The following is a 26,437-nucleotide window of genomic DNA, read 5'->3' as shown; positions in this document are numbered from 1 at the left end:
GGTGACGTGCCGCTCTGGGTCACCACGACCAACGTCGCGGCCCGCACGCTCTACGAGCGTGCGGGCTTCGTCGCGACCGGCGAGACGAAGCCTCTGCCGAGCGACCCGCGCCTCGACGAGCAGCGGATGACGCGCCGACTGCGCGCCCCTGCCGCCGGATAGGGTGCAGTCCACCGCGAGGCGGTCGCACGACAGCCCGGAGGCGGTGGCAGAGCGGAGGGACCGTGGAGTTCCAGGACGTCGTCCGACGCCGACGCATGGTGCGCCGGTTCACCGCAGAGCCCGTCGCACCGGCGGCGGTCGACCGGCTCGTGCGCAACGCGGTCCGTGCGCCCAACGCGGGCTTCGCGCAGGGCTGGTCGTTCCTCGTGCTCACCGAGCCGGACGACGTCGCGCGCTTCTGGGCCGCCACGACCCCCGCCGACCCGGAGCGCAGCATGAGCGCCTGGCTCGCGGGGATGCGGACGGCGCCCGTGCTCGTCGTCGCCCTCACGTCGAAGGACGCCTACCTCGCCCGGTACGCCGAGGACGACAAGGGCTGGGCGGACCGCGACGAGAACCGCTGGGCCGTCCCGTACTGGCACGTCGACGCCGGGATGGCGTCGCTCCTCATGCTGCAGACCGCCGTCGACGAGGGCCTGGGCGCGTGCTTCTTCGGCGTCGCACCGGGCGAGGTCGCGCGGCTGCGCGAGGCGTTCGGCATCCCGGACGAGTACGCCCCGACGGGCGTCGTCGCCGTCGGGCACCCCGCCGACACCACCACCACCGGCTCCCCCCGACGTCGCGCGCGCAAGCCGCTCGACGACGTCGTGCACCGCGGCCGCTGGGAAGCACGTCTGTGAGGCGCTCGCCCGGCTTCGCGTCGGTCCTCGCCGCGGCCGCCGCTCTCGCCGTCCTTGCGCTCGGCGCGTGCACCGCGGGCTCGCCCCCGGACGGCTCGCGCGTCCAGGAGAGCGGGCCGGTCGAGACGTCGACGAGCGCCCCGGAGGACCGGCTCGCCGTCCAGGAACCGGCGGTCGAGCTCCTGACCGACCCGGCCGGGGAGTCGTCCGGCGCGGCCTCGCCCCTCCCTCGCCCCGGGTGGGAGCCCGCAGCGGCGTACGGCAGCTGTGTGCTGTCCTGGCGCGGCACGCTGGCCGACGACCCGCCGCCGGCCGCGCCACGAGACGCCTCGGAGGCGCTCCTGGTGGCCACGCGTGACGTCGACGGCGGCGAGCCTGCCTCGCCCGTGCGCGACCTGCAGCTCCCGGTCGGCACGGACGGGGCCACCGTGGTGACGACGAACGCCGTCGGTCAGGACTGGAGCGTCTCGACGCCGCGGGGCCAGGTGCAGGTCCGCGGAGCGGCCCGCGTGGCCGTGACCCCGACGTTCGAGGGCGGCGCGCAGGTCCGGACCGTCGAGATCGTGCTCGACTGCCCCGGCCCGTTCGACGACGGCGCGTGGTCGCGCGCGATGGCGGACCTACGGGTCACGAACGCCGGCCAGGTCGAGGAACCGGGGGAGTGGCCCTCGTAGCGGTGCGCACCGACGCGGCTACGGGCACACCGGAAAAGGACCGATCGTCCGAGGGTCGGGGGTCATGCCGGTTCGGCCTCGTCTCGTGCGGAGGCGTCGCTCCGCGTGCTCCCCGTGGTGTGGTCCTCGAGCGCCGGGACGTGTGGGCCGACGGCGGCACGGACGTCGGCGGGCAGCTCGCCCCAGTCGTCGACCGTGTCGAGGTCGACCGCAGTCCCGGGGCGCTGCACGACGGCGGCCCGCAGCCCGAGCCGGTCGGCCTCCGCGACGTGCGCGGCGCGGCTGCCCTCCCCGAACCGGAACCGGAACCTCGCGTCGTCGAGCGCGAGGAGGTTCGTCCCGGCGCCGTGCCGGTCCGTCGCGACGACGACCGGGGCATCCGCGGCGAGGACGGCGCGCACGTCCTCGGGCGTGAGCGCGGGCAGGTCGGCGTGCGCGACGAGCAGCCGGACCGGGCCGTCCTCCGCCGCGACCTCCCGACCGACGTCGACCGCCGCGTTCAGCCCCGGGCGGTCGGCGGGCTGCAGGACGATGCGCAGCCGGTCCGCGTCGTCGGTCAGCAGGGGGAGACCGTCGGCGCCTGCCACGGTGTCGGACGAGGCGTCGGAGGCGTCCACCACGACGTCCCGCAGGGCGCGCCACGCGAACCGCGGGTCCGACGTCACCACGACCACGCGCTCCACGCCGTCGCTCGCGAGCAGGGTCCGCACCACGTGCCGGGCGAGCACCGCGACGAGCCGGCTGCGCGCGGCCAGGTCGAGCACGTGCGCGAGCCGCGACTTCCCCGAGGCCCCGTCACGCAGCGGCACGACGGCGACCACGCGGCGTGGGTGCGGCTGGCCACCCGGGCGAGCGCCGCCGTCGGGCACGAGCTCAACCACGTGCCGCTCCGACCGAGCGCAGGAGCGTGCGCGCCAGGCGCTCGCGGCCCTCCGCGCCGCCCATCACGGTGTCCGTGACGACGACCTCCATCCCCAGCGCGCGGACCGCGTCGGCGAGGTCCGCGTCGTGGTCGTCGATCACCATGACGTCCACGAGCTCGACGTACAGCCGGGCGACACCGAGCGCCGAGACCTCGTGCCCCAGCGTCGTGAGGATCTGTGCCGCCGGACCCTTGATCGCGCGTCCGCCGACGATCGGGCTCACCGCGACGCGGCGCGCCGCTGTCCCGGCGAGCGCCTCGCGCACGCCCACGACTCCCAGCGCCGGCTCGACCGAGAGGAAGGGGTTCGACGGCGCGATCACCACCACGTCGGCGTCCCGCACGGCGTCGAGCACGCCGGGGGCGGGGCGCGCGCCGTCGATGCCCTCGTAGACGAGGCCGAGGACGTCGTCCGCGTGCCGCCGCCCGACGAAGTACTCCTGGAACCCGAGCCGCCCGGCGGGCGTGTCGACGAGCGTCGCAACCCGGTCGTCGCTCACCGGCAGCACGCGAGGCCGCACCCCGAGCGCGGACGTGAGCTGCGCGGTCACGTCGGTCAGGGAGGAGCCCGCGCGCAGCCGGGCAGTGCGCACGACGTGGGTCGCGAGGTCCCGGTCGCCCAGCGTGAACCACGTGTCCTCGCCGAGCCGCCCCATCGCGTCCAGCGCGGCGTACGTCTCACCGACGACGCCCCACCCCCGCTCCTCGTCCGCGAGCCCCGCGAGGGTGTACGTGACGGTGTCGAGGTCGGGCGAGATCCACAGCCCGTGGAGCTCGACGTCGTCCGCGACGTTGACGACGACCGTGAGGTCCACGCCCGCGAGGTCGAGGCCGTGCGCGAGCCGCGCACCCCCGACGCCACCCGCGAGCACGGTCACGCGGTCGGTCCGGTGTTCGGCTGTCACGCCCCGAGCCTACGTCGGGCGACGTGTCCGACGGTCCTGACCAGGCCTCAGACGCTACGGTCGAGGCGCGCAGCCGCACCTCGGCCGTGCCCGACCGACCGACGCCCGAGCCCGACGACCCTCGGAGGACCGACATGCGCGCCATCCAGCTCAGCGGACCCGGACGGCTCGTTCTCGACGACGTCCCCGTGCCGGAGATCGAGGACGACGAGGTCCTGGTCAAGGTGGCGGCCGCGGGTCTGTGCCACTCCGACCTCCACATCCTCGACCAGGACGAGTCCTGGCCCTTCTTCGGCAACACCGTCGGCCACGAGGCGGCGGGGCACGTCGCGCGGACGGGCGCGGGTGTCTCGGGGCTGGAGGTCGGGGACGCGGTCCTCGTCAGCGTGGTGTGGTTCTGCGGCCGCTGCCGCAGCTGCCTCGAGGGCCGGACCAACACCTGCACGGTCAACGGCTCGCGGACCGGGTTCCCCCAGACGCCCGGCATCGGTCCCGACGGCGGCATGGCGGAGTACATGAAGGTCCGCGCGATCCACCTCGACCCGATCGGCGACCTCGACCCGGTCGCCGCCGCACCGCTCGCCGACGCCGGCACGACGCCGATGCACGCGGTCAACAGCGCCGCCTCCCACCTGCGTCCGGACTCGACGGCCGTCGTCATCGGCATCGGCGGGCTCGGTCACCTGGGGCTGCAGATCCTGCGCGCCGTCACGGGCTGCCGCATCGTCGCCGTGGACACCTCCGAGGAGAAGCTCGCCTTCGCCCGCGAGCACGGTGCGCAGGACGTCGTGCTCAGCGACGCCGGAGCGGCCGAGAAGATCCTCGGCCTCACCCGCGGCGACGGCGCCGACGCGGTGTTCGACTTCGTCGGGACCGCCCCGACCGTCCGGCTCGCCACCCAGGTCGTGGCCTCCGGCGGTGCGCTGCGGCTCGTCGGGCTGGGCGGCGGGTCGTTCCCGTTCAACGCCGACATCGCGGGCGAGCCCTTGCCCTGGGGCGTGAACGTCCAGCGTTCCTTCGGCGGCACGCACCAGGACCAGCTCGAGGTCATCGCACTCGCCCAGCAGGGCAAGATCGCCGTGGACGTCACGAGGTACGCGCTCGAGGACTTCCAGCAGGCCGTCGACGACCTGCGCGCGGGCACGGTCCTCGGCCGCGCGGTGCTCGTCCCGTAGGACGTGCCACGATGGCCCCATGGCCGTCTTCGCCTTCTCCGTCGCCCCGCTCGGTGCCGGCGAGTCCGTCGCGGACTCCGTCGCCGAGGCCGTCCGCATCGTCCGCGAGTCCGGTCTGCCCAACCGCACGACCGCGATGTTCACCGAGATCGAGGGCGACTGGGACGTCGTCATGCCGGTGATCCAGCGCGCGACGGAGGCCGTCGGCGCGGGCGGCCACCGCGTGTCGCTCGTCATCAAGGCGGACATCCGGCCAGGCCGAACGGGCGAGCTCACGGGCAAGGTGGCCCGGGTCGAGGAACGCCTCGCGACCGAGTCCGAGGAGACCGGGCACGCCTGACCTGCGGCGGGACCGCGGATCGCCCGGCACCGCCGCAGGGCCGCCCGCGCGGGCGGTTCGGCCGGTTCGGGGGACTTGACCGGCGACGTAGGCTATGGCGCAAACGCCCCCGCCCAGGTCGCGTTCCGCAGCAGCAGGAGATCCCCCGATGCCCCTCTTCGAGGTGGACGCCGAGCGTCCGGTTCTCGTCCAGCCGCCGCAGCCCGCGGGCGCCTTCGGGACCGACGCGCAGCGGGTGGTCGACGGCAACCTCGACAGCCTCCTGGGCGAGCAGATCTTCCCCGTCGCGCACGGCACGTCCGAGGGCGAGCCCCATCTCCTCGCGCTCGACGCCGCCGGGCTGCCCGTCGTCATCGAGGTCACCGCGGAGCTCACCGAGGAAGCGCTGACGACGGCGCTCAACCACGCGGGCCGCGCCGGGCGCCTCACGCGCGCCGAGCTCGCGGCCCGTTACTCCGGCGGGGCGTCGCGGTTCCAGCAGGACGTCGCCGCCTTCTACGACAACGTGCCCCTCACGCGGTCCCAGGCGACCGCGCGGACCACGGGTGCACGCCTCATCGTCATCTGCTCCAGCGCGGCCGACGGCATCCAGGACGCGCTCGACTTCCTGCGCCAACCAGGGTCTCCGGTCGCCGTGCTGCGCCTCGGCGTCGTCAACGGCGCGGACGGCCGCCGCTTCGTCGACGTGTCGCCGCTCGCGGTGAGCCGCGACAACCCGGCGCCCCCGGCCGCGCCGGAGCCCGCCCGAGGACGCGCCGTCGCCCCCGGATCCGACTTCGCGGACGGCGTCGCCGTGGGCCGTGCCCTGACCGGCAAGTTTCCCGTGGTGACGCGGCAGGCCGCGCTGTCCCGGGCCGAGCGGCGCCGGGCCGCCGAGCTCGAACCACGCACGACGTACGGCATCACGCCCACGTCGGCGCAGGAGACCGGGCAGCTCGCCCCGGTCCCGCCCGCCGAGCCGGCCGCCCCCGAGCGTCCCGCCCTCGACTTCGCCCCGCTCGACGACCCGCTCGTCGCGCGCACGACCCCCGAGCCGGCGTCGACGGGCTGGGCGGACCGGCGTCCCGTCGAGGCTCCGCCCGAGGAGCCCCTCGTCCCCCGCACCGCGATCCTCACGCGCGAGTCCGTGCGGACCCGCGAGTCGATCCGGACCCGCGAGTCGTACCTCACGCACGAGTACGGCGAGCAGCGCACCCCCGCCGCGGAGCGCGCCTACGACCCGTTGTCCTACCACCCGCCGGTCACCTCGGACCCCGACCAGGTGCCGGTCGGCCGCGACGTCGTGCCCGTCCCGGCACCGCCGGCCGTCGACGCCCCGCTCGGCCCCGACGACGACCCCGACCTCGTGGCCCTCGCCCGCGCGTTCGGCGCCCCGCGCCAGCTCGTCTGGTCCCGCCCGCGCCGTGGCCAGCGATTCGAGGCCGTGCTCCAGCCCGACGGCTTCATCGAGCTGTCCGACGGCGCCCGGTTCCGCCACCCCGACCTCGCCGCGGTCGCGGCGTCCGGCACGTCGACGGCCGACGGGTGGAGCGTGTGGCGTCTCGGCGCCGAGGACGGCCCCACCCTCACCGACGCGTTCCGCGCCCAGCACGCCTGACGCGTCCGCGGCGTGCGTCGCGTTCGCGGCCCGCGTGGTGGGGTCCGCGGTGGGGGCGGGCCACCCCACCCGACCACCGCTCGTTGCCATCCCGATGACCACGAACGGAGCGACATGATCGGGTTCCTGCACACGGCGGACGTGCACGTCGCGACGTTCGGTGGGCTCGTCGACGAGGTCGCGCCGGGGGAGGGGCACGTGCACCGGGTGGACGTGCCGCTGCTGGACGACGCGCGGGCCGACCGTTCGACGCAGGAGCAGGTGCGGCGGCACGTCGACGACCTCGTCGCCGCGGGGGCGTCGGTGGTGGTGTGCACGTGCTCGACGCTCGGGCCGGTCGCCGAGCGGCTCCAGGCGGCGCTTCCCGTCCCGGTGCTCCGGGTCGACCGGCCGGTGGCGGAGGCCGCGGTGCGGGGCGGGGGACGCGTCGTCGTGGTCGTGGCGCTCGCCTCGACCCTCGGCCCGACGACGGACCTCCTCGCCGACGCGGCGCGTCGCGCCGGGACCGAGGTCGAGCTCGTGCCGGTCGTGTGCGCCGGGGCGTGGCCGGCCTTCGAGGCCGGAGACCTGGCGGGGTACCACCGGCGCGTGGCGGGGGCGGTGCGGGACGTCGCCGGGGCGGGCGACGTCGTCGTGCTGGCGCAGGCGAGCATGGCGCCCGCGGCGGCGCTGCTCGACGACCTGCCGGTGCGCGTCCTGTCGAGCCCGGGCAGCGCCGTGGCCCGGGCCGTGGAGCTGGCCCGGGCCGGGTGACGCAGCGGTCGTTCAGTCGGTCGACCGGACCATCGTGCGGATCCCGACGGTGAGCCCGACGACGGCCGTCACGACGGCGGCGACCCAGCCCCATGCGACGGCCGGGGCGGTGAGGTCTCCGGCGAACAGGGCGCGCTCGGCGTCGACGACGTACTTCAGCGGGTTCGCCGCGGACGCGACCTGCATCCAGCGGGGTCCGGTCTCGAGGGGGAGCAGCATCCCCGAGAGGATCATGAGCGGGAAGACCAGGGTCTGGTGCACGACCCAGAACATCCAGTCCTGCTTGCGCACGGCGAGCGCGAGGGCGTAGCTGAGCGAACCGACCCCCACACCGAGCACGGCCAGCAGCGCGAGCCCGACGACGGCGCCGACGGGGAAGAGGACGAACCCGAACGGCAGCATGACGAGGACCACGACGACCGACTGCGCGACGATCGGGACCATCTCCTTGAGCGCCCTGCCCACGAGCAGGGACGAGCGCGACAGCGGCGAGACGAGCATGCGCTCGTGCGCACCGGTCTGGAGCTCGAAGAGGAGGTTGGAGCCGGTGGTCGACGTCCCGAAGAGCGTGGTCATGACGAGGATCGAGGGCACGAACCACTGCCAGACGCTGCCGCCGAGGACGTCCTCGCCGGTCGTCGTCCCTCCGAGCGACCCGACGAGCAGGGGCCCGAAGAGCGCGAGGAAGACGAGCGGCTGGACGAGGCCGAACATCACGGAGAACGGGTCGTGCAGGACGGGCCGCAGCTCGCGCACGAGCACGATGCCCGTGTCGCGGGAGAACGACGCGAGGCTGCGGCGCGGGGCACCGGACGCTCGGGGGGCTGGACGGGTGCTGACCGGGGTGGCGGTGTCGACGGCGCTCATGCTGCGGTCCTCTCGCTGCTGGTGCTGCTCGGGGTGTGGTCGGATGAGTCGGTCTCGGCTGTGGCACCCGCCTCGCGCAGGCTGCGCCCGGTGAGCGCGAGGAAGACGTCGTCGAGCGTCGGGCGGTGCACCTGGGCGGTCGCGACCGCGATGCCCGCGCCGTCCGCGGCGCGCAGCAGACGGGGGAGGTAGGCGTCGCCGCGCTCGGCGCGCACCTCGAGCGTGGCGGTGCCGACGTCCGGGGTGCGCGTCGCCTCCCGGAAGCCCTCGACGCGGGCGGCCACGTCGGCGAGCCGCGCCGCGCCGTCGTCCGCGGGACCGGCCGCAGGGACGGTGACGACGACGCGGTCGCCCGCGAGGTCGGCCTTGAGGTTCTCGGCCGTGTCGTCGGCGATGACCTGACCGTGGTCGACGACGACGACGCGCTCGGCCATCGTGTCCGCCTCGTCGAGGTAGTGCGTCGTGAGGACGATCGTCATGGGCTCGCCCGTCGCGGCGAGGGCGTCCTCGCGCATGCGCAGGACGTGGTCCCAGAGGTTCGCGCGGTTGTGCGGGTCGAGGCCCGTGGACGGCTCGTCGAGGAACAGCAGCGACGGCGCGTGCACGAGGCCCATCGCGACGTCGAGACGGCGGCGCTGACCGCCGGAGAGGTCGGAGACCTTGCGCGTGCGCTGCGCCGTCAGCTCGAGCGAGTCGAGCAGCTCGTCCGCGCGCCGCACGGCGGTCCGGCGGTCGAGCCCGTAGATGCGCCCCTGGCTCGCGAGCTCGTCGACGACGCGCTGCGCGTGCCCGGCGCCGTTGCCCTGCCCGACGTACCCGATGCGGTGCCGGACGGCGTCGGGCTCGCCGACGACGTCGTGACCGGCGACCGTGGCCGACCCGGACGTCGGGCGGATCAGCGTCGTGAGCATGCGGAGAGTGGTCGTCTTGCCGGCGCCGTTCGGGCCGAGGACGGCGACGAGCTCGCCCGGAGCGACGTCGAGGTCGATGCCGCGCACGGCGTGCACCGTGCGGCTCGCGTCGCGGCCGACGGCGAAGTCCTTGGTCAGTGCTCTGGTCCGGATCACGGGGCTCCTCCTGGTGTGGTTCGTGCGTCGAGGACGACGTTGCCAGGGGTAGAGGTCAGGTTCTGTCCTGTACACCGTGCGAACCTGGAGACATGCTCGAGACCTCCGGACGACTCCTCAGGCTGCTGTCCCTCCTCCAGGCGCGCCGCGACTGGCCCGGCGCGGCACTCGCCGAACGACTCGACGTGAGCGCACGGACGGTGCGTCGCGACGTGGACCGGCTGCGCGAGCTCGGCTACCCCGTGCGCGCGACCAAGGGCCCGGACGGCGGCTACCGCCTCGACGCAGGCGCCGACCTTCCGCCGCTGCTGTTCGACGACGAGCAGGCGGTGGCCGTCGCCATCGCGCTCCGGACAGGGAACCTCCCCGGCGTGGAGGACGCCGCGGCCCGGGCCCTCGCGACCATCCGCCAGGTCATGCCGGCACGTCTGCGCACGCGCATCGACGCGCTCGAGGTCACCGCGGTCCCGGGAAGGCGCGAGTCCGCGCTCCCGTCCGTACGCACGGACGTGCTCCTCGCCGTGGGGGCCGCGACGACGGAGCACCGCGTCCTGCGCTTCGACTACGACGGCGGCTCGGGCGAGGTGCTGCACCCGCCGGGCGACGCCGAGGGGTTCCGGCCGCCGCGTCGTGTCGAGCCGCACCACCTCGTCACCTGGGGTGGTCGGTGGTACCTCGTGGCGTGGGACCTGGAGCGGGACGACTGGCGCACCTTCCGGGCGGACAGGATGACGCCGCGCGACGGCGCGGGCCCCCGCTTCACCCCGCGCGAGCTTCCGGCGCCCGACGTCGCGACCTTCGTGGCCGAGCGCTTCACGCGACCGTCGTACCCGGTGCGGGGCACGGTCGAGCTCGCACTGGACGCCGCCACGGTCGCCGCGTGGGCCGGTACGGACGCTCTCGTCGAACCCGTGGGGGACGGGCGGTGCCGGCTGACCGCGGGTTCCTGGTCGTGGGGAGGGCTCGCCGCCTGGTTCGGCATCTTCGACGTGCCCTTCCGGGTCGTGGGGCCGGCGGAGCTGCACGACGCCGTCGCGCACCTCGCCGCACGGGCGTCCGCCGCGGTGGAGGGCGACGCACCGGGTGAGCGGGGTCACGACAGGGCGAGTTGACCGGCCCGCCCCCGGACCCGTAATGTTCTCGAGGTCGCCCGGCAGGGAGGAACAGACACCACGGCGTAGCTCTTCGGAGCAGACGCGAAGTGGCTGGTCCCCCGGGCGGAACTCCCACCAGAATCTCGGTCGCACAGTGGTGCGCCGTGACGGGTGTGGGGGCTTCCTGGTCAGCATTCTTTTGATCCCTGGCGCCGGTTTCGACCGGTCCGGGACGAAGAAACGGTCTGGTAGGCTTCGGAACGAAGGAAAGCCCCGCGCAAGGGCCTCGCCAAGAGGCCGGAGGCGGTGTGTGTCGGTTGTTTGAGAACTCAACAGTGTGCTTGTTAGTCAATGCCATTTTTTGTCCCGTGGCATGGCTGGTCGTCTTGCCCGTTGTGGGTGGGGTGGTTGGTTGTGTCTGGGATTCCTTTGGTTGAATTTCGGAAGATGATGTCATCTTTCGTGTTGATGCCAGTTTTGTGAACCTCTTCGGGGGTTTGCTTCGTATGGATTGTCTGCTGCCGGGTTTGCCTGGTGGTTGGCGTTGTTCATTTACGGAGAGTTTGATCCTGGCTCAGGACGAACGCTGGCGGCGTGCTTAACACATGCAAGTCGAACGATGATGCCCAGCTTGCTGGGTTGATTAGTGGCGAACGGGTGAGTAACACGTGAGTAACCTGCCCCTGACTTTGGGATAACTCCGGGAAACCGGGGCTAATACCGGATATGAGCCGTCCTCGCATGGGGGTGGTTGGAAAGTTTTTCGGTCAGGGATGGGCTCGCGGCCTATCAGCTTGTTGGTGGGGTGATGGCCTACCAAGGCGACGACGGGTAGCCGGCCTGAGAGGGCGACCGGCCACACTGGGACTGAGACACGGCCCAGACTCCTACGGGAGGCAGCAGTGGGGAATATTGCACAATGGGCGCAAGCCTGATGCAGCGACGCCGCGTGAGGGATGAAGGCCTTCGGGTTGTAAACCTCTTTCAGCAGGGAAGAAGCGCAAGTGACGGTACCTGCAGAAGAAGCGCCGGCTAACTACGTGCCAGCAGCCGCGGTAATACGTAGGGCGCAAGCGTTGTCCGGAATTATTGGGCGTAAAGAGCTCGTAGGCGGTTTGTCGCGTCTGGTGTGAAAACTCGAGGCTCAACCTCGAGCTTGCATCGGGTACGGGCAGACTAGAGTGCGGTAGGGGAGACTGGAATTCCTGGTGTAGCGGTGGAATGCGCAGATATCAGGAGGAACACCGATGGCGAAGGCAGGTCTCTGGGCCGCAACTGACGCTGAGGAGCGAAAGCATGGGGAGCGAACAGGATTAGATACCCTGGTAGTCCATGCCGTAAACGTTGGGCACTAGGTGTGGGGCTCATTCCACGAGTTCCGTGCCGCAGCAAACGCATTAAGTGCCCCGCCTGGGGAGTACGGCCGCAAGGCTAAAACTCAAAGGAATTGACGGGGGCCCGCACAAGCGGCGGAGCATGCGGATTAATTCGATGCAACGCGAAGAACCTTACCAAGGCTTGACATGCACGGGAAGCCACCAGAGATGGTGGTCTCTTTGGACACTCGTGCACAGGTGGTGCATGGTTGTCGTCAGCTCGTGTCGTGAGATGTTGGGTTAAGTCCCGCAACGAGCGCAACCCTCGTCCCATGTTGCCAGCGGGTTATGCCGGGGACTCATGGGAGACTGCCGGGGTCAACTCGGAGGAAGGTGGGGATGACGTCAAATCATCATGCCCCTTATGTCTTGGGCTTCACGCATGCTACAATGGCCGGTACAAAGGGCTGCGATACCGTAAGGTGGAGCGAATCCCAAAAAGCCGGTCTCAGTTCGGATTGGGGTCTGCAACTCGACCCCATGAAGTCGGAGTCGCTAGTAATCGCAGATCAGCAACGCTGCGGTGAATACGTTCCCGGGCCTTGTACACACCGCCCGTCAAGTCACGAAAGTCGGTAACACCCGAAGCTCATGGCCCAACCGGTTTACCGGGGGGAGTGGTCGAAGGTGGGACTGGCGATTGGGACTAAGTCGTAACAAGGTAGCCGTACCGGAAGGTGCGGCTGGATCACCTCCTTTCTAAGGAGCTACCAACACTCATCGTCGCCGGCCCTGTGCTGGTGGGTGGGTGTTCAGGTGCCACGCCATCGCCGAACGCGCGTTTGGGTGGTTGCTCATGGGTGGAACATTGACGAAAGAGCGTCGGGTCGTCGCTGGTGCCTAGTACCTGCGTCTGCTGGTCCTTCGGGGCTGGTGGGTGTGGTGGAACGGTGGTGGTGGGGTCGGGCGCTTGTCGAGCACACTGTTGGGTCCTCAGGTCACCGGCCACCGGTTGGTGGGGTGCCTGGTACGGGCCGGTCCTTCGACCACGAACCGCTGTCCTGGTTGTTCGTCGCTGTGCTTCCTTCGGGGGGTGTGGGGGCGGGTGTGCTGGGGTGGTAGGCGGGTCGGGTGGGGTCGGGGTCGTTGGTTGTTTGAGAACTGCACAGTGGACGCGAGCATCTTTGTAAGATCAAGACCTGCTTGCTGGTCGGTCCTTCGGGGTCGTTCTGGTGGGTGTGGTTCTTGGTTTCTGCAGTTTTGTTGTTTGTTGAAGTTTTTAAGGGCACAGGGTGGATGCCTTGGCACTAGGAGCCGAAGAAGGACGTTGTAGCCTGCGATAAGCCTCGGGGAGCTGGCAAACGAGCTGTGATCCGAGGGTGTCCGAATGGGGGAACCCCGCACGAGTCATGTCGTGTGACCCGCACCTGAATATATAGGGTGTGTGGAGGGAACGTCGGGAAGTGAAACATCTCAGTACCGACAGGAAGAGATATTCCGTGAGTAGTGGCGAGCGAAAGCGGATGAGGCCAAACCGGGCGCGTGTTCAAGCTGTCAGGCGTTGCGTGTTCGGGGTTGTGGGACCCTTCTGGTGGATCTGACAGTCTGCCGGGGAGTCAGAAAGTCGCGTCATAGTCGAACCGCATTGAAAGGCGGACCACAGACGGTGCCAGTCCGGTAGACGAAATGGCGTGGCCTCCCGAAGGGGATCCCAAGTAGCACGGGGCCCGAGAAATCTCGTGTGAATCTGGCAAGACCACTTGCTAAGCCTAAATACTACCTAGTGACCGATAGCGGACCAGTACCGTGAGGGAAAGGTGAAAAGTACCCCGGGAGGGGAGTGAAATAGTACCTGAAACCGTGTGCCTACAATCCGTTGGAGCCTCCTTGGTTGGGGTGACAGCGTGCCTTTTGAAGAATGAGCCTGCGAGTTAGTGCTCAGTGGCGAGGTTAACCCGTGTGGGGAAGCCGTAGCGAAAGCGAGTCCGAACAGGGCGATACAGTCGCTGGGTCTAGACCCGAAGCGAAGTGATCTAGCCATGGGCAGGTTGAAGCGCGGGTAAGACCGCGTGGAGGACCGAACCCACCAGGGTTGAAAACCTGGGGGATGACCTGTGGTTAGGGGTGAAAGGCCAATCAAACTTCGTGATAGCTGGTTCTCCCCGAAATGCATTTAGGTGCAGCGTCACGTGTTTCTTGCCGGAGGTAGAGCTACTGGATGGCCGATGGGCCCTACAAGGTTACTGACGTCAGCCAAACTCCGAATGCCGGTAAGTGGAAGCGTGGCAGTGAGACTGCGGGGGATAAGCTCCGTAGTCGAGAGGGAAACAGCCCAGACCACCGGCTAAGGCCCCTAAGCGTGTGCTAAGTGGGAAAGGATGTGGAGTTGCACAGACAACCAGGAGGTTGGCTTAGAAGCAGCCACCCTTGAAAGAGTGCGTAATAGCTCACTGGTCAAGTGATTCCGCGCCGACAATGTAGCGGGGCTCAAGTACACCGCCGAAGCCGTGGCATCTGCGCTCAACTCAGGCCTTCGTGGTCCAGAGGCGCAGGTGGGTAGGGGAGCGTCGTGTGGGCAGTGAAGCCGCGGGGGAACCCAGCGGTGGAGCCCACACGAGTGAGAATGCAGGCATGAGTAGCGAAAGACGGGTGAGAAACCCGTCCGCCGAATGACCAAGGGTTCCAGGGCCAGGTTAATCCGCCCTGGGTAAGTCGGGACCTAAGGCGAGGCCGACAGGCGTAGTCGATGGACAAGGAGTTGATATTCTCCTACCGGCGAAGAACCGCCCATACCGAGCCCGGTGATGCTAACCGTCCGAACGTGCCCACCGACCCTTCGGGGTCAACGGGCACCGGAGCACGGGACCCGAACCGGTAGTAGGTAAGCGTATTAACAGGGGTGACGCAGGAAGGTAGCCCGGCGTGGCGATGGTTGACCACGTCCAAGGCTGTAGGCCGTCTGGTAGGCAAATCCGCCAGGCATACAGGCTGAGAGCTGACGGTGAGCGCGCATGCGCGAACTGGGTGATCCTATGCTGCCAAGAAAAGCCTCGGCGCGAGGTTCTAGCCGCCCGTACCCCAAACCGACTCAGGTGGTCAGGTAGAGAATACCAAGGCGATCGAGCGAATCGTGGTTAAGGAACTCGGCAAAATGCCCCCGTAACTTCGGGAGAAGGGGGGCCCGAAACGTGAACCGACTTGCTCGGGGAGCGTGGACGGCCGCAGAGACCAGGGAGAAGCGACTGTTTACTAAAAACACAGGTCCGTGCGAAGTCGCAAGACGATGTATACGGACTGACGCCTGCCCGGTGCTGGAAGGTTAAGAGGACGGGTCAACCCTTCGGGGTGAAGCTCAGAATTTAAGCCCCAGTAAACGGCGGTGGTAACTATAACCATCCTAAGGTAGCGAAATTCCTTGTCGGGTAAGTTCCGACCTGCACGAATGGCGTAACGACTTCTCCGCTGTCTCAACCGCGAACTCGGCGAAATTGCACTACGAGTAAAGATGCTCGTTACGCGCAGCAGGACGGAAAGACCCCGGGACCTTTACTATAGCTTGGTATTGGTGTTCGGTGCGGTTTGTGTAGGATAGGTGGGAGACTGTGAAGTCCGCACGCCAGTGCGGGTGGAGTCAACGTTGAAATACCACTCTGACCGCTTCGGATGTCTAACCTCGGTCCGTGATCCGGACCAGGGACAGTGCCTGGTGGGTAGTTTAACTGGGGCGGTTGCCTCCTAAAATGTAACGGAGGCGCTCAAAGGTTCCCTCAGCCTGGTTGGCAATCAGGTGTCGAGTGCAAGTGCACAAGGGAGCTTGACTGTGAGACTGACAGGTCGAGCAGGGACGAAAGTCGGAACTAGTGATCCGGCGGTGGCTTGTGGAAGCGCCGTCGCTCAACGGATAAAAGGTACCCCGGGGATAACAGGCTGATCTTGCCCAAGAGTCCATATCGACGGCATGGTTTGGCACCTCGATGTCGGCTCGTCGCATCCTGGGGCTGGAGTAGGTCCCAAGGGTTGGGCTGTTCGCCCATTAAAGCGGTACGCGAGCTGGGTTTAGAACGTCGTGAGACAGTTCGGTCCCTATCCGCTGCGCGCGCAGGAAACTTGAGAAGGGCTGTCCCTAGTACGAGAGGACCGGGACGGACGAACCTCTGGTGTGCCAGTTGTTCCGCCAGGAGCACCGCTGGTTGGCTACGTTCGGAAGGGATAACCGCTGAAAGCATCTAAGCGGGAAGCCTGCTTCAAGATGAGGTTTCCACACCCCTTGCGGGTGAGAGGCACCCAGCAGAACACTGGGTAGATAGGCCGGACGTGGAAGCGGGGACCAACGACCCGTGCAGCTGACCGGTACTAATCAGCCGACAACTTCAACACCCAACACTTTTTGTGCTACGCGTCCACTGTGCGGTTCCCGAACCACCAACACCACACCCCCACACACAGGGGGTCACCCGTGAGTGTTGACAGGTTCACAGCGTTACGGCGGTCACAGCGAAGGGGAAACGCCCGGTCCCATACCGAACCCGGAAGCTAAGCCCTTCAGCGCCGATGGTACTGCCCTGGAGACGGGGTGGGAGAGTAGGACGCCGCCGGACAACCCTTCACCGAAGGCCCACCCCTCAAGGGGTGGGCCTTCGGCATTTCTACGACCACCCGTACGCCGCCGACCAGCGGACGATCTCGGCGAAGTAGCGTGCGCGCGGCCCGGGGGCGGAGAGCGTGAGGTCGTGCATCCCGCCGGTGATGCGCACGAGGGTCACCACGGGCCCGAGGTTCGACGAGCGCCGCGCGAGCGGTTCGACGTCGAGCACGATGTCCGCGGCGCGCATGTCCTCGGTCCACCGCGTGCTGAAGAGCGACCGCTCGGCGAGGAGCACCAGCACCGGGCAGTCGATCGACAGCCCCGCGGCGACGCGCGCGTGGCCGGCGATGATCGCCCGCAGCCATCCCGCGCGGACCGGAAAGGACGGGAACGGCCGCCATGCGTCGTCGATCACCCACGTCCCGTCCTCGCGGTCCCGCAGCGTGCGCGCGTAGTGGCCCGGGTCGATGCTCGGCAGCGGTGCGCGTGGCTGGAAACGTGCGAGCTGCCGGATCGCCGGACCGGACACGGTGCGGGCGATCGACGAGCCCTGGAGCTCGAGCCACGGGCTGTTGAGCACGAGACCGCGGGCGACGCCCGGGTGGCGGTGAGCCCACAGCGCGGCGATGAGCCCGCCCGTCGAGTGCCCCATGAGCATGATCGCGACGTTGGGCCCGAGGTCCTCGCGGATCGCGTCGAGCGCGGCGGCGAGGTCGGCGTCGTACTCGCCGAGGTCGTCGACGTAGCCGGGCGTCTGGTGGGGGCGCAGGCTGCGCCCGTACTTGCGCAGGTCGACCGCGTAGAAGGCCACGCCCATGCTGTGCCACGTCTCCGCCAGCTCGGTCTGGAAGAAGTAGTCGCTCCACCCGTGCACGTACAGGACGGCACGGGCCGGGCGGAGCGGTTGGTCCGATGCCGGCGAGTGCCGGACGACCGTGACGACGACCTCTCCTTCGTCGTCAGGCTCGAGCTCGATCGTCCGCTGCTGGTACCCGTCCCCGAGGACGTCCGGGGTCCAGGCGGGTGTCACGGCGTGAGCACCACCTTGCCGAAGTGTTCGCCGGACCGCAGGCGCGCGAGCCCGTCACGGGCCCGTGCGAGAGGCAGGACCTCGTCGACCACGGGCCGGACCTCGCCGCGGGCGAGGAAACGGAGGAGTGCCGCCAGGTCCTCGCGTGACCCCATCGTCACGCCCTGGACGCGGATCTCGTGGAAGAACAGTCGCGTCAGCTCCGCCGCCTCCGGGTCACCGCTCGTCGCGCCCGCGACCACGACGGTGCCACCCGGACGCACCGAGCGCATCGAGTGCCGCCAGGTCGCGCGGCCCACGGTCTCGAGCACCAGGTCGACGGGGGCCGGCAACCGCGCATCGGGCTCGAACGTCGCCGCCGCGCCGAGGCGCGCGGCCCTGCCCCGCTTTCCTGCCGAGCGCGACGTCACCCACACCTCGAGCCCTGCGGCGGCGCCCAGCGCGACGGCCGCCGTCGCGACGCCGCCGCCCGCGCCCTGGACGAGCACGCGGTCTCCCGGTCCGGCGAGGCCCTCGGTGAAGAGCATGCGGTACGCGGTGAGCCACGCCGTCGGGACGCACGCCGCCTCGACGAAGGTCAGCTCAGGCGGCTTGGGCACAAGGTTGCGGGTAGGGACCGAGACGCGCTCGGCGAGCGTTCCCTGATACCGCTCGGAGAGCAGCGAGCGGCGCTCGTCCGGCCCGACTCCGTGCCCGTCGGCGCCGATCACCGCGTGCACGACGACCTCGGTCCCGTCCGGCGCGAGCCCGGCGGCGTCCGTCCCGAGGATCATCGGGAGGCGGTCCGCGGGGAGCCCGACGCCGTGCAGCGACCACAGGTCGTGGTGGTTCAGCGAGGCGGCGCGGACATCGACGGTCGTCCAGTGCTCGCGTGCCTCCGGCTCAGGACGGTCCCCGACGACCAGGCCGGCCAGCGGGTCGTCGGGGTCGATGCGGTCGGCGTAGGCGGCGAGCATGGCTCCAACCTACGGCCCCACCTGCGGCGCGACCACGGGAGGCCTCGTGCCCCGCGTCACCCCACGACGGGGAGCGTGTCAGAGCAGGGGGAGCATGCGGCCCAGGTCGGGGACGGCTTCGGACGTGTGCGTCGGTTCGAGGGCGTGGGCGAGGACGTCCACGTCGTAGGGCAGGCGCCCGCTCGCGAGCCGCACCCACAGGCGCGCGTCGCGCACCTCGAGCGACCAGCCGCCGCGTGTCACGACGACGCGGAGCAGCTCGTGGGCAACGGCGTCGAGGGACGCTCGGTCCACCGGGTCGGACGGGACCTCGGGGAACGAGCGGGCGAGGTCGTCCGCGTGGACGACGAGCTCGACCACGCGGGACGCCACCATGTCCCGGAGCGTGATCGGCCCACGTCGTGCCTGGACCACCGTCTGACCGGCGAGCTCGTCCAGCCGCGTGAGTCCACGCGCGGCGAGCCGCTCGACACCACCGAGCCGGTCGCCGGCGATCTGCTCGTCGAGCTCACGCGTCGAGCGCTCGATCTCCTCGGCGCGCTCGGGGTACGTCCCGAGGTACTCCGCGAGGCTGAGCGGGATCGTCCCGGCCGGTACGGGACCGCACAGGGCGAGCGTCTCCATCACTCGCCCGAGGTGCGAGACCAGCTCGCCGACCGTCCAGCCGTCGAGGACGCTCTGCCGGGCACCGGCCCCGTCGAGACCGCCGTCGAGCTCGCGCAGCCAACGGTCGAGGCGCTCCCACTGGGCATGCAGGTGGAGGCTGGCCTCGGTCACGTCGTCGTCCATCCCGTCATCGTCCCGCATCCACGGTCACCCGCTCGCCGCAGCGGGCTGCGGCAGGCAAGATCCGCTGCGACGTCGGGAAGTCGTCAGCCGCGCACACGGACACGGTCGGCGAGGAAGTCCGCGACGATCGGGCCGAGCTGGTCGAACTCGATGAGGAAGCCGTCGTGGCCGAAGTCGCTGGTGAGGGTCCGCAACGGCTCCGCGCCGGGGATGCCCGCCGCGATGCGCGCGCAGTCGGCCGGGAGGAAGAGGCGGTCCGTGTCGACCGCGACGACGAGCGCGTGCGCCGTGATCTGGGCCAGCGCCGCCTCGACGCCCCCGCGGTCGCGCCCGAGGTCGTGCGTGAGCATCGACTCGGTGAGCACGACGTAGGAGTTCGCGTCGAACCGTCGGGCGAGCTTGTCGCCGTGGTGGTCGAGGTAGGACTGCACCGCGTAGCGGCCGTCGACGAACGGGTCCTCGCCGCCCTGGGGGAGCCGGCCGAAGCGCTCCTCGAGCTCGCGGGCGGACCGGTAGGTCGCGTGCGCGATCTGACGAGCGATGCCGAGCCCCGCGTGCGGGCCGTCGTCGTCCGCCGCGCCGTAGTAGTCGCCGTCGCGGTAGCGCGGGTCGGCCCGGATGGCCCCGAGCTGCGGGTGCGCCCACGCGATCTGGTCCGCGGTCGTCTGCGCCGTGGTCGCGATGGCGGCGATCGCCTTGACCTCGATCCCCGCCTCCGGCCCGAGGACGGCCCACTCGAGGACCCGGTGGCCGCCCATGGACGCCCCGACGACGAACGCCCAGGACTCGATGCCGAGCCCGCGCGCCAGCTCGATCTCGACCGCGACCTGGTCGCGCGTCGTCACGCGCGGGAACCGGCCGCCCCACGGCCGTCCGTCGGGAGCCGTCGACGACGGGCCGGTCGTGCCCTGGCAGCCGCCGAGCACGTTGGGTGCGACGACGAACCAGCGGTCCGTGTCGATCGGCGCGCCCGGGCCGACCAGGGACTCCCACCACCCCGCGGTGCGGTGCCCGTCGCCGGCCCGGCCGACGACGTGGGAGTCGCCGGTGAGCGCGTGCAGCACGAGGACGGCGTTCGAGCCGTCCGGAGCGAGCGTGCCCCACGTCTCGTACGCGACGCGGACGTCGGGCAGGCGGGCGCCGGACTCGAGGTCGAACGTGCCGACGTCCGCGAACTGCCGGTTCCCGGCGGGGTCGCTCTCCCGCCACGCCCCCGACGCGGGCACCGCGGCCTTGACCGGGGAGCGCGAGGGCACGACGCCGGACCGCCCGGGCGCGCCGCCGTCTCGCCCGCGCGCGAGGTGCGGCGGGGCGGGGGGCACGGAGGGGTGCGGGAGCTCGTCGTTCACGGGGATCACCGTCGGCCACTGTACGGCCGGGGCGTCCGCGGCGCCCCGGCTGTCCAGATCGGTCATCAGCCCTGCAGGCCCGACTTGGCGGCGGTGAACCCGAGCTCGAGGTCGGCGAGGATGTCGTCGACGTGCTCGATCCCCACCGAGAGCCGCACGAGTCCCGGCGTGACGCCCGACAGCGCCTGCTCCTGCGGCGTGAGCTGGCTGTGCGTCGTCGACGCGGGGTGGATGACGAGCGAGCGCACGTCGCCGATGTTCGCGACGTTCGAGTGGAGCTGCAGCGCGGAGACGAAGGCCTGCCCGGCCTCGCTGCCGCCGTCGAGCTCGAACGCGAGCACCGCGCCGGCACCGCGCGGCAGGTACTTCTGCGCGTTCGCGTGCCACGGGCTCGACGCGAGCCCCGCGTAGTGGACCGTCCGGACGTCGTCGCGCGCCTCGAGCCACGCCGCGACCCGCTGCGCGTTGGCGACGTGCCGCTCCACGCGCAGGGACAGGGTCTCGATGCCCTGGGCGATGAGGAACGCGTTGAAGGGCGAGATGGCGGAGCCCAGGTCGCGGAGGAGCTGCACGCGCGCCTTGAGGACGTACGCCAGGTTCGCGCCGAGGGCACCGTCCACCCCGAGGTCGCGCGCGAACACGAGGCCGTTGTACGACGCGTCGGGCGTGTTGAAGCCCGGGAAGCGCTCGGGGTCCGCCGCGTAGTCGAACGTGCCACCGTCGACGATCACGCCACCGATCGCCGAACCGTGACCTCCCAGGTACTTCGTCGCGGAGTGCACGACGACGTCCGCGCCGTGCTCGAGCGGGCGCAGCAGGTAGGGCGTGGCGACCGTGTTGTCGACGACCAGGGGCACGCCGACCTCGTGGGCGACCGCGGCGACGGCCTCGATGTCGAGGACGTCGGCCTGCGGGTTGGGGATCGTCTCCCCGAAGAACAGCTTGGTGTTCGGCCGCACCGCGTCGCGCCACGCCTGCGGGTCGTGGGGGTCGGTGACGAACGTCGTCTCGACGCCGAGCTTCGCGAGCGAGTACCGCAGCAGGTTGTACGTGCCGCCGTACAGGCTCGGGGACGCGACGACGTGGTCGCCCGCCTCCGCGACGTTGAGGATCGCGAACGTCGTCGCGGCCTGGCCGGACGCGAGCAGCAGGGCGCCGACACCGCCTTCGAGCGACGCGATGCGGTTCTCCACGACCTCCTGGGTCGGGTTGCCGATGCGCGTGTAGATCGGGCCGAGGTCCTGGAGGGCGAACCGGTCTGCGGCGACGGACGCGTCCGGGAAGACGAACGAGGTCGTCTGGTAGATCGGCAGCGCTCGGGCGCCGGTCGTGGGGTCGGCAACCTGGCCGGCGTGGACCTGGCGCGTCTCGAAGGACCAGGCGGGGGAGGTGGTGCTCATCGTGGGCTCCTGCGGGGTGGGGGTACGACGGCGCGCGACGCGCCGGGTGGACGGGTGCCACGGGGTGAGCACGAGGGCGTCGGCCGGTCGCGGCGAGGATGCGGCGCACGGGGGACGAGGTGCCTCGGGACCGCTCGTCGTCGACGACGGGGCCGCGCGGGCAAGGCGAACGTGCGCTGGTCTCAGCAACACATTCGACGGGTCATGCTGCGAGGTTAGGCAGGTTCCGCCTGCAGCGACAGGGCATTCTCACGATGCGAGACCACATGGTGAGAAGCCGACCCTTTCTCGCGTCGCGCATCCCGGAGGATCCGGGCAGACTCGTGCGAGTGCTGTCAATCGGACACGCCGGAGGAGTGACGTGAAGATGCTGCGAGGCCTCGCCGCTGCGGGTGCCGCTGGCCTGCTCACGCTGGTTCTCGGTGTCGGCCTCGCCCCGACCGCGGCGTCCGACCCGCCGTCCGAGGACGAGGTGCGCCGCGCCCAGGAGGACGCAGACGGTGCCGCGCGTGACGTGGCGGCCGTCGAGGCCGACCTCGAGGAGCTGCGTGACCGGCAGGCCGTGGCCGAGGCCGCCGTCGAGTCCGCGGCGGAGGAGTACGCCACCGCGCAGGAGGAGCTCGCCCTCGCCGACGCGGAGGTCGACGACGCTCGGACCGCGCTCGAGACGGCGGAGGTCGGGGAGACGGACGCGAGAGCGGCCGTGGGCGCGCTGTTCCGCGCGTCGCGTCAGGGTTCGACGGATCTCGACGCGCTGCGCGCCGTGCTCGACGCGGACGGCGTGGGGCAGGTCGTCGAGCGCGAGAACGTCGAGCGCGTCGCCGGGCGGACCGCGAGCCGCTCCGTCGACGCGTTCGCGACGGCGCGCGCGGTCGCCGACACGGCCCGAGAACGCGCCGACGCCGCCCTCGAGCACCAGGGCGAGGTCGAGGAGCGCGCGCGCACAGCGCTGGCCTCCGCCCAGGCGTCGTCCTCCACGCTCGACGACGCCGTCCGCGACTCCGCGACCCGTCGGGAGGCGCTGCTCACCGAGCTCGCCGTTGCCCGTGCCACGAGCGTCGAGGTGGAGCGCGAGCGGCAGGAGGCGCTCGACGCGCAGGCCCTCCGCGAGCAGGAGGCTGCCGCGCGGGCGAGGGTCGAGACGCCGCCCGCCGCGCCGCCGTCGGGCTCCGCGCCCGCACCCGCCGCCGACGCGCCGGACCCGGCACCCGGCCCGGGGCGCGCGCCGGCTCCAGCACCCGCTCCAGCACCCGCGCCAGCCCCGCCGCCCGCGCCGGCTCCGCCACCGGTCGTCACGCCCCCGCCGGCCCCGCCACCGGTCGTCGCACCCCCGCCGGGAACCGGCGTCGGGAGCGCCGCGCAGGGCCAGTCCGCGGTCGCGTGGGCCCGGACGAAGATCGGCGCGCCCTACGTCTTCGGCGGCACCGGGCCCGGCTACGACTGCTCAGGACTCACATCGCGCGCGTGGGCGGCCGCCGGCGTCGACATCACGCGCACGTCGCGCTCGCAGTACCAGCGCGTGCAGAAGATCTCCTACGACCAGCTCCGGCCGGGCGACCTGATCTTCTACGCGAACGACACGTCGAACCCGTCGAGCATCCGGCACGTCGCCATGTACACGGGCAACGGCATGATGATCGAGGCGCGCCAGCCGGGCAGCCCGGTCCACGAGGTCGCGATGCGCTGGACCGACGCGATGCCCTACGCCGGTCGGCCGTAGCGCTCGTGCCCGGCATGCCGGGCACGACGCGCGACCTGGGTCGCGCACCGTCACGACCTGCGGTCGACGCGCGTGGAGCGGGCCGGTGGCGAGCCTGGTCACATGAACGACACCTCCACGCTCTCGTCCCGCCCGCCCGTCCCCACGGCGCTCGTCGTGACGGCTGCCGTCACGGCGTTCGCGACCCTCGCCGCCGGCGTCCTGCGGTGGACCGGACCGCCGCCCGAGGGATACTCGGCGATCTTCGCGCCGCTCGGGGTCGCGCCGGTCGCCGGGGCGCTCGCGCTGGTCGCGCTCGCCGTGTCCCGCGGCCGGACGGCGCCGCCCAGGTCGCTCGTCGTCGGGCTCGGCTGGGGCGCCGTCGTCCTGCTCTTCTGGGCGGCCGGGGGACTCGCGCTCGACGCGTTCCGCGCGTTCTTCGCGGTGACGGGGATCCCGGCGGGCGACTTCGCGGTCGTCGACGTCCGGGGTGCGCTGGTGCGCGCGCTGAGCGCGACGACGGCGGTCGTCACGGCGCTGCACACGTGGTCGGCGACCACGCCGCGCTCCGCTCCGGTCCGCCGCCGCTGGCCGCGCGCGCTCGCGCTGGTGATGTGCGTGCCGTACCCGGCGCTCAAGGTCTACTGGTGGCTGGGCGGTACGCTCGGACGGCCCGAGCCGCACACGGGGGGAGTGCCGCTGATGGAGCTCGCGCTGTTCGCGACCGCCGCCCTGCTGGCGCTCGCGCTGACGCACCGACCGCTCCCGGGCCGGCTCGTGCGGGGTGGGATGCAGGCGGTCGGATGGGTCGCGGCGTCCGCGGGCCTGACGATGGGAGCCCTCATGGTGTTCGGCACCGCCGCGCAGCTCCTGGGTCTGGACGACGGCCCCGTCGACCTCGACGCGGGGGCGATCACCGCCCTCGTCGCGCTGACGTACGCCACGTGGCTCGTGATCGGCGTCGCGCTCCTGGTGGCGACCCTGGACGCGCGCGACGCGGCCCGCCTCGCCGTCCGCTCCGGGCGCGAACGGCACACCGCCCCGGACGTCGTCGTGCGCGCCGCGCGAAGGACCGTCGCCCCATGACCGTGCTGCCCCCGCGGGGGGACGTGCTGCTCGCCGGGGCGGTGGCGCTCGTCCTGCTGCCCGCGACGTGCGTCGTCGCCGTGGCCTCGCTCCCGGCGCGCGAGGCCTGGGCCGTCGTGGCGCTCGCCGCGGTCGCGCACGTCGCGCTCGCCGCACGCCGGTCGGCACCGGTGCCCTCGCACGTCGTGGTCGCCGTCGCGCTGGCCGGCATGCTCGCCGTCTCGGGACTGTACTTCCTGCTGCCCTCCGCGCTCGTGTTCCTCGTCTCGGTCCAGGCGTGCACCGCGTGGGGCCCGGCGCGTCCGCTCGGCCTGGTGACCGGCGTCGTCGGCGCGGCCGCGACCGTGCTCCGGTACCGCGACGACCCGAGCGCGACGGCGTCGGCCGTCGGGCCGAGCCCGTGGCTGCTGGGCCTGCTCCTCGTCGCTCTCGTCGTGGTCGCCTGGACGATGGGGCTGCTCCGTCGGGCTCAGGAGCGGGTGCGGCTCGAGGCACAGGCCGGGCGGGTCCGGGCGGAGGCGGAGCGTGAGGAGCGGGCCGCCCGGGCAGTGCTGGCGGAGCGCACGCGGATCGCCCGCGAGATGCACGACGTCGTCGCGCACTCGCTCTCCGTCGTCGTCGCCCAGGCCAGGGTGGGACGAGCGGACCCCCGGCGTGCCTCGCAGGCGCTGGAGGTCGTCGAGGAGACGGGACGCGAGGCGCTGCGCGAGATGCGCGGCCTCGTGCACGTGCTCCGAGCGGAGCCGGGGGACGCGGTCGACGGCACGCTGCCCTCGGACCCGGCACCGACGCTCGACGACCTGCCCGGGCTGGTCGAGCGTGTCAGGGCGACGGGGCGCACGGTGCGGGTCGTCGAGTCGGGTCTTCCCGCGCCGCTCGGACCGACCGCCGGGCTCGCCGTGTTCCGCACGGTCCAGGAAGCGCTGACCAACGGTGCGCGCCACGCTGTGCCCGGGTCGTCGTCGACGGTCACCCTCAGGTGGCACGCGGACCGGCTCGACCTGGAGGTCGCCGACGAGCCGCCCGGTGCGAGCCCGGCGCCGGAGCACGTCCGTGCGGCGTCGCCGAACCGTCCTGGTTCCCGTGAGGAGCGCGATCCCGGAACCGGTCCCGGGGCCGGTCTCGGCCTCGTGGGGATGCGGGAGCGCGTCGAGGCGACGGGTGGGACGCTCGAGGTCCGGACCGGTCGCGCCTGGACGGTCGCCGCCACGATCCCCTTCACGCACCGTCCCGACGTCCTTCCGACGGGCGCGGGGTCACGACCCGAGGAGGCGCGATGATCCGGGTGCTGGTCGTCGACGACCAGGACCTCGTCCGCGCCGGAGCGGTCGCCGTGATCGACGCCGCCGCGGACCTGTGCGTCGTCGGGGAGGCCGCCGACGGGGCCCAGGCCCTCGCCGTGCAGCGCGAGCGACGCGCGGACGTCGTGGTGATGGACGTCCGCATGCCGGTGCTGGACGGTATCGAGACGACGACCCGGCTGCTGGCGGCCGGGATGCCGTCCTGCCGGGTGCTCGTCCTGACGACGTTCGACCTCGACGAGTACGTCTACGCGGCGCTGCGCGCCGGCGCCGCGGGGTTCCTGCTCAAGGACGCGCCGACCGAGGAGCTGCTCGCGGCCGTGCGCACCGTGCACCGGGGCGACGCCGTGATCGCGCCGTCGGCCACGCGGCGCCTCCTCGCGCAGGTCGTCCCCGCGCTCCCGGACGTCGCGGCGCGCGACCGTGCCCTCGACGTCCTCACGGAGCGTGAGCGCGAGGTCGTCGCGCTGCTCGCCGACGGGATGTCGAACGCGGAGATCGGCGCGCGGCTGTTCCTCTCGGAGGCGACGGTCAAGACCCACGTCGGCCGGGTCCTCGCCAAGCTGGGCCTGCGCGACCGCGTGCAGGTCGTCGTCTGGGCGCACCGGAACGGGCTCGCCCGCCCGTGACCGACGACGGCGGCCGCCCACCTCGCGAGGTGGGCGGCCGCCGTGGTGCGTGCTGGACCGG

The 26,437-nt window shown here is 71.4% G+C and carries 21 protein-coding genes and 3 rRNA genes; 15 read left to right on the top strand and 9 right to left on the bottom strand.

The window, feature by feature from the left end; genetic code table 11:
• Window positions 1-6: 6 nt before the first annotated feature.
• The 3 genes from ACMXGY_RS17155 (at window position 7) to ACMXGY_RS17145 (ending at window position 1,516) form a co-directional block, all read left to right on the top strand.
• On the top strand, window positions 7-162 hold the full coding sequence (locus ACMXGY_RS17155) for a GNAT family N-acetyltransferase (RefSeq protein WP_483774182.1): 156 nt from the start codon (window positions 7-9) through the stop codon (window positions 160-162).
• A gap of 62 nt (window positions 163-224) precedes the next feature.
• Entirely contained in the window at window positions 225-842 is a 618-nt protein-coding gene (locus ACMXGY_RS17150) for a nitroreductase family protein (protein WP_483774181.1), read from the top strand.
• Entirely contained in the window at window positions 839-1,516 is a 678-nt protein-coding gene (locus ACMXGY_RS17145; RefSeq protein ID WP_483774180.1) for a hypothetical protein, read from the top strand. Before ACMXGY_RS17150 ends, ACMXGY_RS17145 begins: the two co-directional genes overlap by 4 nt.
• Window positions 1,517-1,578: 62 nt before the next feature.
• Here the strand turns inward: ACMXGY_RS17145 and cofC are convergent, their stop codons facing one another.
• Window positions 1,579-2,397 carry a 2-phospho-L-lactate guanylyltransferase gene (gene cofC / locus ACMXGY_RS17140; RefSeq protein WP_483774179.1) on the bottom strand — a complete coding sequence of 273 codons (819 nt, stop codon included), beginning with the start codon at window positions 2,395-2,397 and terminating at the stop codon, window positions 1,579-1,581.
• Window positions 2,390-3,343 (bottom strand): 2-phospho-L-lactate transferase, encoded by a 954-nt coding sequence (gene cofD / locus ACMXGY_RS17135; RefSeq protein WP_483774178.1) that lies wholly within the window; start codon window positions 3,341-3,343, stop codon window positions 2,390-2,392. The genes cofC and cofD overlap by 8 nt, the downstream gene beginning before the upstream one ends.
• 134 nt (window positions 3,344-3,477) lie before the next feature.
• On the opposite strand from cofD, the gene ACMXGY_RS17130 reads away from it, so the two are divergent.
• The 4 genes from ACMXGY_RS17130 to ACMXGY_RS17115 all read left to right on the top strand — a co-directional run bounded on the left by ACMXGY_RS17130 (window position 3,478) and on the right by ACMXGY_RS17115 (window position 7,208).
• The gene (locus ACMXGY_RS17130; RefSeq protein ID WP_483774177.1) at window positions 3,478-4,518 is read left to right on the top strand and encodes an alcohol dehydrogenase catalytic domain-containing protein; all 1,041 of its coding nucleotides are present in this window, start codon (window positions 3,478-3,480) and stop codon (window positions 4,516-4,518) included.
• Window positions 4,519-4,537: 19 nt separating this feature from the next.
• A complete protein-coding gene (locus ACMXGY_RS17125) occupies window positions 4,538-4,858 on the top strand; it encodes an MTH1187 family thiamine-binding protein (RefSeq protein WP_483774176.1) in 321 nt (106 codons plus the stop codon).
• 148 nt (window positions 4,859-5,006) lie between these two features.
• Complete coding sequence (locus ACMXGY_RS17120) at window positions 5,007-6,455, top strand: restriction system modified-DNA reader domain-containing protein (RefSeq protein ID WP_483774175.1); 1,449 nt, start codon at window positions 5,007-5,009, stop codon at window positions 6,453-6,455.
• A gap of 114 nt (window positions 6,456-6,569) precedes the next feature.
• Window positions 6,570-7,208 (top strand): aspartate/glutamate racemase family protein, encoded by a 639-nt coding sequence (locus ACMXGY_RS17115; RefSeq protein WP_483774174.1) that lies wholly within the window; start codon window positions 6,570-6,572, stop codon window positions 7,206-7,208.
• A gap of 12 nt (window positions 7,209-7,220) precedes the next feature.
• On the opposite strand, the gene ACMXGY_RS17110 is transcribed toward ACMXGY_RS17115, so the two are convergent.
• Together ACMXGY_RS17110 and ACMXGY_RS17105 are read right to left on the bottom strand one after the other, a co-directional pair.
• Window positions 7,221-8,075 carry an ABC transporter permease gene (locus ACMXGY_RS17110; RefSeq protein WP_483774173.1) on the bottom strand — a complete coding sequence of 285 codons (855 nt, stop codon included), beginning with the start codon at window positions 8,073-8,075 and terminating at the stop codon, window positions 7,221-7,223.
• Window positions 8,072-9,142, bottom strand: coding sequence for an ATP-binding cassette domain-containing protein (locus ACMXGY_RS17105; RefSeq protein ID WP_483774172.1), 1,071 nt, complete (start codon window positions 9,140-9,142; stop codon window positions 8,072-8,074). The genes ACMXGY_RS17110 and ACMXGY_RS17105 overlap by 4 nt, the downstream gene beginning before the upstream one ends.
• 92 nt (window positions 9,143-9,234) lie before the next feature.
• Here ACMXGY_RS17105 and ACMXGY_RS17100 point away from each other — a divergent pair, with 92 nt between their 5' ends.
• The 4 genes from ACMXGY_RS17100 (at window position 9,235) to rrf (ending at window position 16,150) form a co-directional block, all read left to right on the top strand.
• Window positions 9,235-10,254, top strand: a complete 1,020-nt coding sequence (locus tag ACMXGY_RS17100) for a helix-turn-helix transcriptional regulator (protein WP_483774171.1) — start codon at window positions 9,235-9,237, stop codon at window positions 10,252-10,254.
• 533 nt (window positions 10,255-10,787) lie between these two features.
• A 16S ribosomal RNA gene (locus tag ACMXGY_RS17095) occupies window positions 10,788-12,311 on the top strand.
• Between the two features lie 510 nt (window positions 12,312-12,821).
• A 23S ribosomal RNA gene (locus ACMXGY_RS17090) occupies window positions 12,822-15,929 on the top strand.
• 104 nt (window positions 15,930-16,033) lie between these two features.
• Window positions 16,034-16,150: ribosomal RNA gene (gene rrf, locus ACMXGY_RS17085) — 5S ribosomal RNA — on the top strand.
• The 16S, 23S and 5S rRNA genes sit together here, the layout of an rRNA operon.
• A gap of 48 nt (window positions 16,151-16,198) precedes the next feature.
• Here the strand turns inward: rrf and ACMXGY_RS17080 are convergent.
• The 5 genes from ACMXGY_RS17080 to ACMXGY_RS17060 form a co-directional block, all read right to left on the bottom strand.
• On the bottom strand, window positions 16,199-17,167 hold the full coding sequence (locus ACMXGY_RS17080; RefSeq protein ID WP_483774170.1) for an alpha/beta hydrolase: 969 nt from the start codon (window positions 17,165-17,167) through the stop codon (window positions 16,199-16,201).
• Complete coding sequence (locus ACMXGY_RS17075) at window positions 17,164-18,123, bottom strand: zinc-binding dehydrogenase (RefSeq protein WP_483774169.1); 960 nt, start codon at window positions 18,121-18,123, stop codon at window positions 17,164-17,166. The genes ACMXGY_RS17080 and ACMXGY_RS17075 overlap by 4 nt, the downstream gene beginning before the upstream one ends.
• Window positions 18,124-18,201: 78 nt before the next feature.
• On the bottom strand, window positions 18,202-18,912 hold the full coding sequence (locus ACMXGY_RS17070) for a maleylpyruvate isomerase N-terminal domain-containing protein (protein WP_483774168.1): 711 nt from the start codon (window positions 18,910-18,912) through the stop codon (window positions 18,202-18,204).
• A gap of 83 nt (window positions 18,913-18,995) precedes the next feature.
• The gene (metX, locus tag ACMXGY_RS17065) at window positions 18,996-20,327 is read right to left on the bottom strand and encodes a homoserine O-acetyltransferase MetX (RefSeq protein WP_483774167.1); all 1,332 of its coding nucleotides are present in this window, start codon (window positions 20,325-20,327) and stop codon (window positions 18,996-18,998) included.
• Entirely contained in the window at window positions 20,327-21,661 is a 1,335-nt protein-coding gene (locus ACMXGY_RS17060) for a bifunctional o-acetylhomoserine/o-acetylserine sulfhydrylase (RefSeq protein WP_483774166.1), read from the bottom strand. Before ACMXGY_RS17060 ends, metX begins: the two co-directional genes overlap by 1 nt.
• A gap of 367 nt (window positions 21,662-22,028) precedes the next feature.
• Here ACMXGY_RS17060 and ACMXGY_RS17055 point away from each other — a divergent pair, with 367 nt between their 5' ends.
• From ACMXGY_RS17055 to ACMXGY_RS17040, 4 genes are all read left to right on the top strand, one after another.
• Complete coding sequence (locus ACMXGY_RS17055) at window positions 22,029-23,381, top strand: C40 family peptidase (protein WP_483776890.1); 1,353 nt, start codon at window positions 22,029-22,031, stop codon at window positions 23,379-23,381.
• A 102-nt stretch (window positions 23,382-23,483) separates the two neighbouring features.
• Window positions 23,484-24,446 (top strand): hypothetical protein, encoded by a 963-nt coding sequence (locus ACMXGY_RS17050; RefSeq protein WP_483774165.1) that lies wholly within the window; start codon window positions 23,484-23,486, stop codon window positions 24,444-24,446.
• On the top strand, window positions 24,443-25,726 hold the full coding sequence (locus ACMXGY_RS17045; RefSeq protein ID WP_483774164.1) for a sensor histidine kinase: 1,284 nt from the start codon (window positions 24,443-24,445) through the stop codon (window positions 25,724-25,726). Before ACMXGY_RS17050 ends, ACMXGY_RS17045 begins: the two co-directional genes overlap by 4 nt.
• Window positions 25,723-26,376 (top strand): response regulator, encoded by a 654-nt coding sequence (locus ACMXGY_RS17040; RefSeq protein ID WP_483774163.1) that lies wholly within the window; start codon window positions 25,723-25,725, stop codon window positions 26,374-26,376. The genes ACMXGY_RS17045 and ACMXGY_RS17040 overlap by 4 nt, the downstream gene beginning before the upstream one ends.
• The last annotated feature ends 61 nt before the right edge of the window (window positions 26,377-26,437 follow it).

Source organism: Cellulosimicrobium sp. G4 BAM 1002, assembly GCF_057126935.1.
Note: the sequence above shows the minus strand (reverse complement) of the source record. Positions and strands in the feature narration are given on the sequence as shown.